We start from the raw sequence: 5,027 nt of genomic DNA, 5'->3' as shown, positions 1-5,027 counted from the left end.
TTCTCCAAGCGGGGTTTTTCTTTGCGCCGACCGCTTGCGGCCTGCGGTCTTTACAGGCCCAACTGGCCCCACAGGTCGTCCACGCGCTTCTTGACGTCGGCGTCCATCGTGATGGGGGTGCCCCATTCGCGGTGGGTCTCGCCGGGCCACTTGTTCGTGGCGTCCAGGCCCATCTTGCCGCCCAGTCCGGAAACGGGAGAGGCGAAGTCCAGATAGTCGATGGGCGTGTTTTCGACCAGCAGGGTGTCGCGCACGGGATCCATGCGGGTGGTCATCGCCCACACCACTTCCTTCCAGTCGCGCGGGTTGATGTCTTCGTCGACCACCACGATGAACTTGGTGTACATGAACTGGCGCAGGATGCTCCACAGGCCGAACATGACACGCTTGGCATGCCCCGCGTACTGCTTGCGGATCGACACCACGGCCAGCCGATAGCTGCAGCCTTCGGGCGGTAGATAGAAGTCCACGATTTCCGGCAGTTGGCGGCGAAGCAGGGGCACGAAGACTTCGTTGAGCGCCACGCCCAGCACGGCGGGCTCGTCGGGCGGCTTGCCGGTGTAGGTCGAGTGGTAGATAGGGTTGCGGCGCATCGTGATGCGCTCGACCGTGAACACCGGGAACCAGTCCTGCTCGTTGTAGTAGCCGGTGTGGTCGCCATACGGGCCTTCCAGCGCCATTTCGTAGTCGCTGTTGGGCGGCGGGTTGACGCCCTCGGGCACCACGGGTTTCACGGCGCGCGGGTCGGACGACGGCAGCAGGTGGCCTTCCAGCACGATTTCGGCCCACGCGGGCACCGACAGGTTGCTGCCCAGCGCCTGCGCCACTTCCGTGCGCGAACCGCGCAGCAGGCCGGCGAACTGGTATTCGGACAGGCTGTCGGGCACCGGGGTGACGGCGCCCAGCGTGGTGGCGGGGTCGGCGCCCAATGCGACGGCGATGGGGAAGGGCGTGCCGGGGTTGGCCAGCGCGTGGTCGCGGAAGTCCAGCGCGCCGCCGCGGTGCGACAGCCAGCGCATGATCAGCTTGTTCGGCCCCAGCAGTTGCTGGCGGTAGATGCCCAGGTTCTGCCGCTTGGCATTGGGGCCGCGCGTGATCACCAGGCCCCAGGTCAAGAGCGGGGCCACGTCGCCGGGCCAGCAGGTCTGGATCGGCAGGCGGGTCAGGTCCACGTCCTTGCCTTCCCAGACCACTTCCTGGCAGGCCGGGCTTTTGACGTTCTTGGGGCTCATGTCCCACAGGGCGGCCTTCAGCATCGATACCTTGGCCAGCGCGTCGCGCAAACCCTTGGGCGCTTCGGGTTCGCGCAGGGATGCCAGCAATTCGCCGATGTCGCGCAGGGCGCTGACGTTGTCGGCGCCCATGCCGCGGGCCACGCGAGACGGCGTGCCGAACAAGTTGGTAAGCACCGGCATCTGTGCCGGCTTGCCGTCATGCTGGGCTTTTTCGAACAGCAGGGCCGGTCCCTCGGCACGCAGGACGCGGTCGGAAATTTCGGTCATTTCCAGCCGGGTGGACACCGGCGCGGCAATGCGTTTCAGGTCGCCCATCCGTTCAAGTTGGGCGAGGAAGTCTCTAAGGTCGCGGTATTTCACTACAGATCCCAGCGATTTGGTTACATTTTGGGGTGAAAGAGAGGTTAACATTGACTCCCTCTTTTTCACGCAGGAGGTTTTTATGCCCGATGCGTCAGTGGCCAGCCTGTTCAGGAACATGGCCCAAGGAGTGCACGAATATCTTGCCGAGTCCTTGCGTATCTGCTCAGTCTATCTGGGCATCGCGGTGATTGTGACGGTAAGCATGGGATTTGCCCTGCCTGGTTTGCGCGATCAGGCATTGCAAGTGCACAAAGCCTTGTTGACCGCCCTAGCGCCTTCATCCATGCAATCCGGCACCGACTCCGAAATCGGTACCGAATTAGGTTCCGACACTGCGTCGGCAATTGCCATGGCCGTTCCAACCGCTCCCGCCAGCAATGCCACCGGCATGCTGGGGCCAGCCCGCGTCGCGCCTCCGGCACCGCAGAAACCCGCCACGGTGGCGACCGGTCCGCAGGCCGAAGCATTGCGCAACTATATCTCGCGCAAATACAAGGTGGCGTATGACGCCACCGGTCCGCTGTTGAACACCGTGTACAAGGTCAGCCGCGACAAGCAGCTTGACCCGCTGCTGGTCTTGGCCGTGATCGCCATCGAGTCCCGCTACAACCCCCTGGCCGAAAGCCATGTGGGGGCGCAGGGGCTGATGCAGGTCATGACCAGCGTGCACCAGGACAAGTTCGACGCCGTCGGCAAGACGGCGCTGGACCCGGTCGCCAATATCGGCGTCGGGGCCACGATCTTGCGCGACTGCATCAACCGCCGCGGTTCCATCGATGGCGGCCTGGCCTGCTACGTGGGATCCACGGGGCCGGACGACAACGGCTACGGCGCCAAGGTGCAGGCTGAACGCCGGCGCCTGGCGCTGGCGTCAGGCATTGCACTGGCCCGGGACTGATCCCGCGCCTATTCTTGGCAGCAAAGCAGGACCACAACGCGCGCGCCATCGGGGCGCGCGTTGTTTTTGGCTTAGCGCTGCAGCCATTTGCCCATGCGGGCGACCGCCTCTTCCAGCCGGTCCAGGCCGGTGGCGTAGGAAAAACGCATGGTGTGCCCGCCGTGGGCGGGTCCGAAGTCCAGCCCCGGCACGGCGGCAACGCCGGCTTCCAGCAGCAGGCGCTGCGAGAACGTGCCGCTGTCCATGCCCAGGTTGCTGATATCGGCATAGATGTAGAACGCGCCGTCCGGTTTGACCGGCACCTGGATGCCCAGCCGTTCGAACTCGGGCAGCAGGTAGTCGCGGCGTTGCTTGAACGCTTCGCGGCGGTGCTCGAAAGTCTTCATTGCCTGCTCCGTGAAGCAGGCCAGGGCGCCATGCTGGGCCAGGGTCGGCGCGCAGATCTGCAAGCTGGCGGCGATCTTCTCCACCGGGGCCACCATGTCCTCGGGCACGATCATCCAGCCCAGGCGCCAGCCCGTCATGTGGAAATACTTCGAAAAGCTGTTGATGACGATGACGTCGTCGTCCAGGGTCAGCGCGGAGCGGGGCTCGCCCTCGTAAGAGAGGCCAAGGTAGATTTCGTCGACGATGGCGAAGCCGCCGCGCGCGCGGACCTCACCCAGCAGGTCGGCCAGTTCGCCAGGGGCGATCGACGTGCCGGTGGGGTTGCTGGGCGAGGCCACCATGACGCCTTGCGTGGCCGGGCCCCAGTGCTGGGCCACATCCTGGGCCGACAACTGGAAGCGCTTTTGCGCCGAACTGGGGATCAGCCGCGGCACGCCGCCTGCCGCCAGCACGAAATTGCTGTTGGCGGGGTAGGAGGGGTCCGGCATCAGCACTTCGCCGCCGTTGTTGACCAGCGCGGCGCAGGCCAGCGTCAGGGCGCCGGAGGCGCCTGCCGTGACGATCACGCGGGCCGGATTGATCGTGGCGCCGAATTTGTCATGGTAGAACTGCGCAATGGCTTCGCGCAGCGGCGTCAGGCCGGCCGGCGGGCTGTAGCCGCTCAGGCCGGCGCGGGCGGCGCGTTCCAGCGCTTCCACGACCTGAGGGGGCGCGGTAAAGTCCGGTTCGCCGATGCCCAGGCTGATAATGTCCTTGCCAGCCGCCTGCAGCGCTTGACCCTGCTTGAAGAGTTCCACTGCGTGGAAAGTCAGAAAATCGTGGGTGCGCGTGGCGAGGCGAGGCATTGGATTCTCGAAAGCGTTTTGTAGCGGAAAAAGGAATTGTAGTCATGCAGCCATCCCGGCGCGCTTTCCTGCTTGGCCGCAGGCCGGTCCAGACCCCATGGGCGGCCTTCATGCAGCGTCTGAAGCTGCTGTGCCAGGGGCAGGTCCAGGATCTGGGTGAAGACGGGCCCGGCGGGGCGCAGGCCATTTTGACCCCGTCGCGCGACGCCGATGTCGCGCATGCGCGCACGCTGTGCGCGGAGTACCGCATTGTCATGACGCTGGAAGGCGCGACCGGGCCTTACGCGCCGGGCGCGGGCCCGCGCCTGCGGATCGACCCTTCGTCCATGACGGGGCTGGCCCGATTGGCCGGGGAGACACCGCGCTGGCGGGCGCAGCCGGGCGTGCCGCTGGCGGCGCTGACCCAGGCCGGACTGCGGCAATTTGATGGCTTTCCCGGTGCCATGACATTGGCGGAATGGCTGGCGGCGCCGGCGCCGTGGCCTGCGGGGCGATGCGCAGCGTCGGGCGTGCTGTCGGTGGAGGTGATGCTGGCTGACGGCATCGAGGAATCCCTGGGACCGTTCGGCGAAGCCGACGTGCAGCCGCTGCGCTCGGCCACGGTGCAAAGCCTGGTGCCCGAGCTGTTCAAGCTGGCGTCGGGCGGCGACGCCTTCGCGACCCACGACGGTTACCACTGGCTGGGCCGCTACCGGCTGGACGCCCTGAAGCCCGAAGCGCCGGCCACCGTGAACCTGGCGCACCTGCTGCTGGGGCACGGCGGTACGCTGGCCTGGGTGCAAGGCGTGACGCTGACCGATGCGCCGGCCTTCGCGGCGACGGGCCCGCAGGCCGAATCGCCCGGGCTGGCGACGGCCCGGCTGGACGGGCGCGTCAAGGCGCTGTTCGACCCCGATGGTCGTTTTCCCTTATTCCTGCCTCGTGAATCCTGACATCATTTCAGCTTGCTGTAAGATTTCGCCGCTCGTCCCCAATAAGAGGAAAGGCGTCGCGGACGTATCGCGCCGCCCGCCATGGGAATAGAATTCCTCCCTCTTTCCGTGTCTCACCTAATTAGCCAGTAGCCGCCCTATGGATGCCAACCTTCGCAAAGCCGCCCTTGAATATCACGAGCATGGGCGCCCCGGCAAAATATCGGTCACGCCGACCAAGCAGCTGACCAACCAGCGCGATCTGGCGCTGGCCTACTCGCCGGGCGTGGCGGCGGCCTGTGAGGAGATCGTGGCCGATCCGGCCAATGTGTTCCGCTACACCGCGCGCGGCAACCTGGTGGGCGTGATCACCAACGGCACCGCGGTG

The 5,027-nt window shown here is 66.0% G+C and carries 4 protein-coding genes and 1 pseudogene; 3 read left to right on the top strand and 2 right to left on the bottom strand.

Features of this window, described 5'->3' with window-relative positions:
- Positions 1 to 50: 50 nt before the first annotated feature.
- Entirely contained in the window at positions 51 to 1,595 is a 1,545-nt protein-coding gene (gene ubiD / locus ACO6D5_RS29525) for a 4-hydroxy-3-polyprenylbenzoate decarboxylase (RefSeq protein WP_315846190.1), read from the bottom strand.
- An 82-nt stretch (positions 1,596 to 1,677) separates the two neighbouring features.
- Here ubiD and ACO6D5_RS29520 point away from each other — a divergent pair, with 82 nt between their 5' ends.
- Complete coding sequence (locus ACO6D5_RS29520; RefSeq protein WP_315846191.1) at positions 1,678 to 2,496, top strand: transglycosylase SLT domain-containing protein; 819 nt, start codon at positions 1,678 to 1,680, stop codon at positions 2,494 to 2,496.
- A gap of 71 nt (positions 2,497 to 2,567) precedes the next feature.
- On the opposite strand, the gene ACO6D5_RS29515 is transcribed toward ACO6D5_RS29520, so the two are convergent.
- Positions 2,568 to 3,728 (bottom strand): pyridoxal phosphate-dependent aminotransferase, encoded by a 1,161-nt coding sequence (locus ACO6D5_RS29515; RefSeq protein WP_315846192.1) that lies wholly within the window; start codon positions 3,726 to 3,728, stop codon positions 2,568 to 2,570.
- A gap of 44 nt (positions 3,729 to 3,772) precedes the next feature.
- On the opposite strand from ACO6D5_RS29515, the gene ACO6D5_RS29510 reads away from it, so the two are divergent.
- Positions 3,773 to 4,660 (top strand): FAD-binding protein, encoded by an 888-nt coding sequence (locus ACO6D5_RS29510; RefSeq protein ID WP_485827358.1) that lies wholly within the window; start codon positions 3,773 to 3,775, stop codon positions 4,658 to 4,660.
- Positions 4,661 to 4,799: 139 nt separating this feature from the next.
- Positions 4,800 to 5,027: pseudogene (locus ACO6D5_RS29505) on the top strand (hypothetical protein); the annotation flags it as partial.

The sequence above is a fragment of the Achromobacter sp. genome, assembly GCF_057314935.1.
The sequence above is the reverse complement of the archived record's forward strand: the minus strand, read 5'-3'. Positions and strand labels throughout refer to the sequence as shown.

What these genes read in the sequence shown, in the direction of transcription:
- ACO6D5_RS29510 (WP_485827358.1), top strand. Translation starts at nt 3,773, where the DNA reads ATGCAGCCATCCCGGCGCGCTTTCCTGCTTGGCCGCAGGCCGGTCCAG.
- ACO6D5_RS29520 (WP_315846191.1), top strand. Translation starts at nt 1,678, where the DNA reads ATGCCCGATGCGTCAGTGGCCAGCCTGTTCAGGAACATGGCCCAAGGA.
- ACO6D5_RS29515 (WP_315846192.1), bottom strand. Translation starts at nt 3,728, where the DNA reads ATGCCTCGCCTCGCCACGCGCACCCACGATTTTCTGACTTTCCACGCA.